General features: G+C 63.4%; 1 protein-coding gene. It reads left to right on the forward strand.

The window, feature by feature from the left end; genetic code table 11:
* Positions 1-28: 28 nt before the first annotated feature.
* Positions 29-2,155: AMP-binding protein (locus AB0L82_RS43625; protein ID WP_364651598.1), on the forward strand; the 2,127-nt coding region annotated here is incomplete at its 3' end.

Raw genomic sequence — 2,155 nt, forward strand, 5'->3', positions numbered from 1 at the left:
GTGGCCGGGTGGTCGGCTCGATGCGGCGGTGGCTGGGCTGGTCCGGTACGAGTTCGATCTTGCGGCCGAGATTCCTTTGCGGGCAAGACTTTTCGTAGCAGGCGCCGAAGAGTACGTGTTGGTTCTGACGATGCATCACATCGCCGGGGATGGTTGGTCATACGCGCCATTGGCGCGTGATCTGGATGTGGCCTACTCGGCGCGGTGCACGGGTATCGCTCCCGGTTGGGCTCCATTGCCGGTGCAGTATGGGGATTACACCCTGTGGCAGCGTGAGTATCTCGGGGATATCGATGATCCGGGTAGCGAGCTCGCGGGGCAGATGGCGTTCTGGGAGCGGAGTCTTACGGGTTTGCCGGAGCGGCTGGAGTTGCCGACGGATCGGCCTTATCCGTCTGTTGCGTCCTATCGCGGCGCTGCGGTGCCCGTGGCCTGGCCGGTTCACCTGCACGAGCAAATTCGCCAGGTAGCCGGTGAGTTCAACGTCACCACGTTCATGGTGGTGCACGCCGCGCTGGCGGTGTTGTTGTCGCGGATGAGCGGCAGCGCTGATATCGCGGTTGGCGTTCCTGTCGCCGGCCGCGGTGATGCCGCGCTGAATGATCTGGTCGGATTCTTCGTCAACACTTTGGTTTTGCGTACCGATGTGAGCGGTGATCCCGGTTTCGGTGAGTTGGTCGAGCAGGTGCGCGAACGCAGCCTGGACGCGTTCGCCAACCAGGATGTGCCATTCGAGGTAGTGGTCGAGCGGCTCAATCCGGCTCGGTCTCAAGCGCATCACCCGTTGGTGCAGGTGATGTTCGCGTGGCAGAACAATGAAAACGCCGCTCTCGACCTGGGCGGGGTGGACGTGTCCGTGGAATCGGCGCAGACCGGTACCGCCCGTGTCGATTTGAGTTTCAGTCTCGGCGAAATCCTCACCGAGGATGGCGATGTCGCCGGGATCCACGGGGCGATCGTGTATCGGACCGATCTGTTTGATGCGTTGACGGTCGAACATTTGGCGGGTCGGTTACGGCGGGTGCTGGATGCGGTGGTGGCTGATCCGCGGCGGCGGGTGTCGTCGATCGAGGTTTTCGACGAGGACGAGCGGGTGCGGCTGACGGCGTTCTCGAATCGGCAAGCATTGACCGAAGATGTTGCAGCGGAGTCGATTCCGGCCTTGTTCGCAGTGCAGGCGCGCCGAACACCGGATGCGGTGGCGGTGGTGTGCGAACAACGGTCGTGGACATATCGGGAGCTTGATGAGAACGCGACGCGGTTCGCTCATCTGCTGATCGATCGGGGTGTTCGCGCGGGTGATGTCGTGGCGTTGCTGGTGCCGCGTTCGGGTGCGGCGATCGTGTCGATGCTGGCGGTGCTCGCGGCCGGGGCGGCGTATTTGCCGATCGATGTTCGGCATCCGGATGATCGGATCGGGTTCATGCTTGGCGATGCGTCACCGGTCGCGGTGATCACGACCGATGAGTACGCGTGCCGCCTGGCCGGGCACGACGTGGCGGTGATCGACGTCGCCGACCGAACACCGATCGACCAACCCGACACCCCACTGACTGTTACACCGGCATCGGAGCTGGCGTACATCATCTATACCTCCGGCACGACCGGTACTCCCAAGGGTGTCGCCCTCACCCACACCGGAATCGGCGATTTGATCGCCGATCAGGCCGAAAGATTCGGTGTCGACGCGGACAGCCGGGTGTTGCAGTTCGCATCCTGGAGCTTCGATGCTGCGGTGTCCGAGATCTGGGTGACATTGGTGACGGGGGCGACCCTGGTCATCCCACCGGATGACGCGATATCGAGGATTTCCGGTACGGCAGACCTCATCCGAGATTCCGGCATCACCCATGTGACCCTCACGCCGTCGGTGCTGGGTGCGCTGTCACCCGAGGGTTCGGAGTCGGTGCGCTCGCTGGTCGTCGCGGGGGAGGCGACTTCAGCGGAATTGGTTGATCGGTGGGCGCCGGGCCGGTCGATGGTGAATGCGTACGGGCCGACGGAGGCGACCGTGTGTGCGACGGTGAGCGAACCGCTGGTGGCGGGGTCGGGGGTGCTTCCGATAGGTCGTCCGATTTCGGGGACCGCGGTGTTTGTTCTGGATTCGGGTTTGTCCGAGGTTCCGGTCGGGGTGATCGGTGAGTTGTATATCGCT

This window comes from Nocardia sp. NPDC052001 (genome assembly GCF_040680615.1).
GTDB lineage: Bacteria > Actinomycetota > Actinomycetes > Mycobacteriales > Mycobacteriaceae > Nocardia.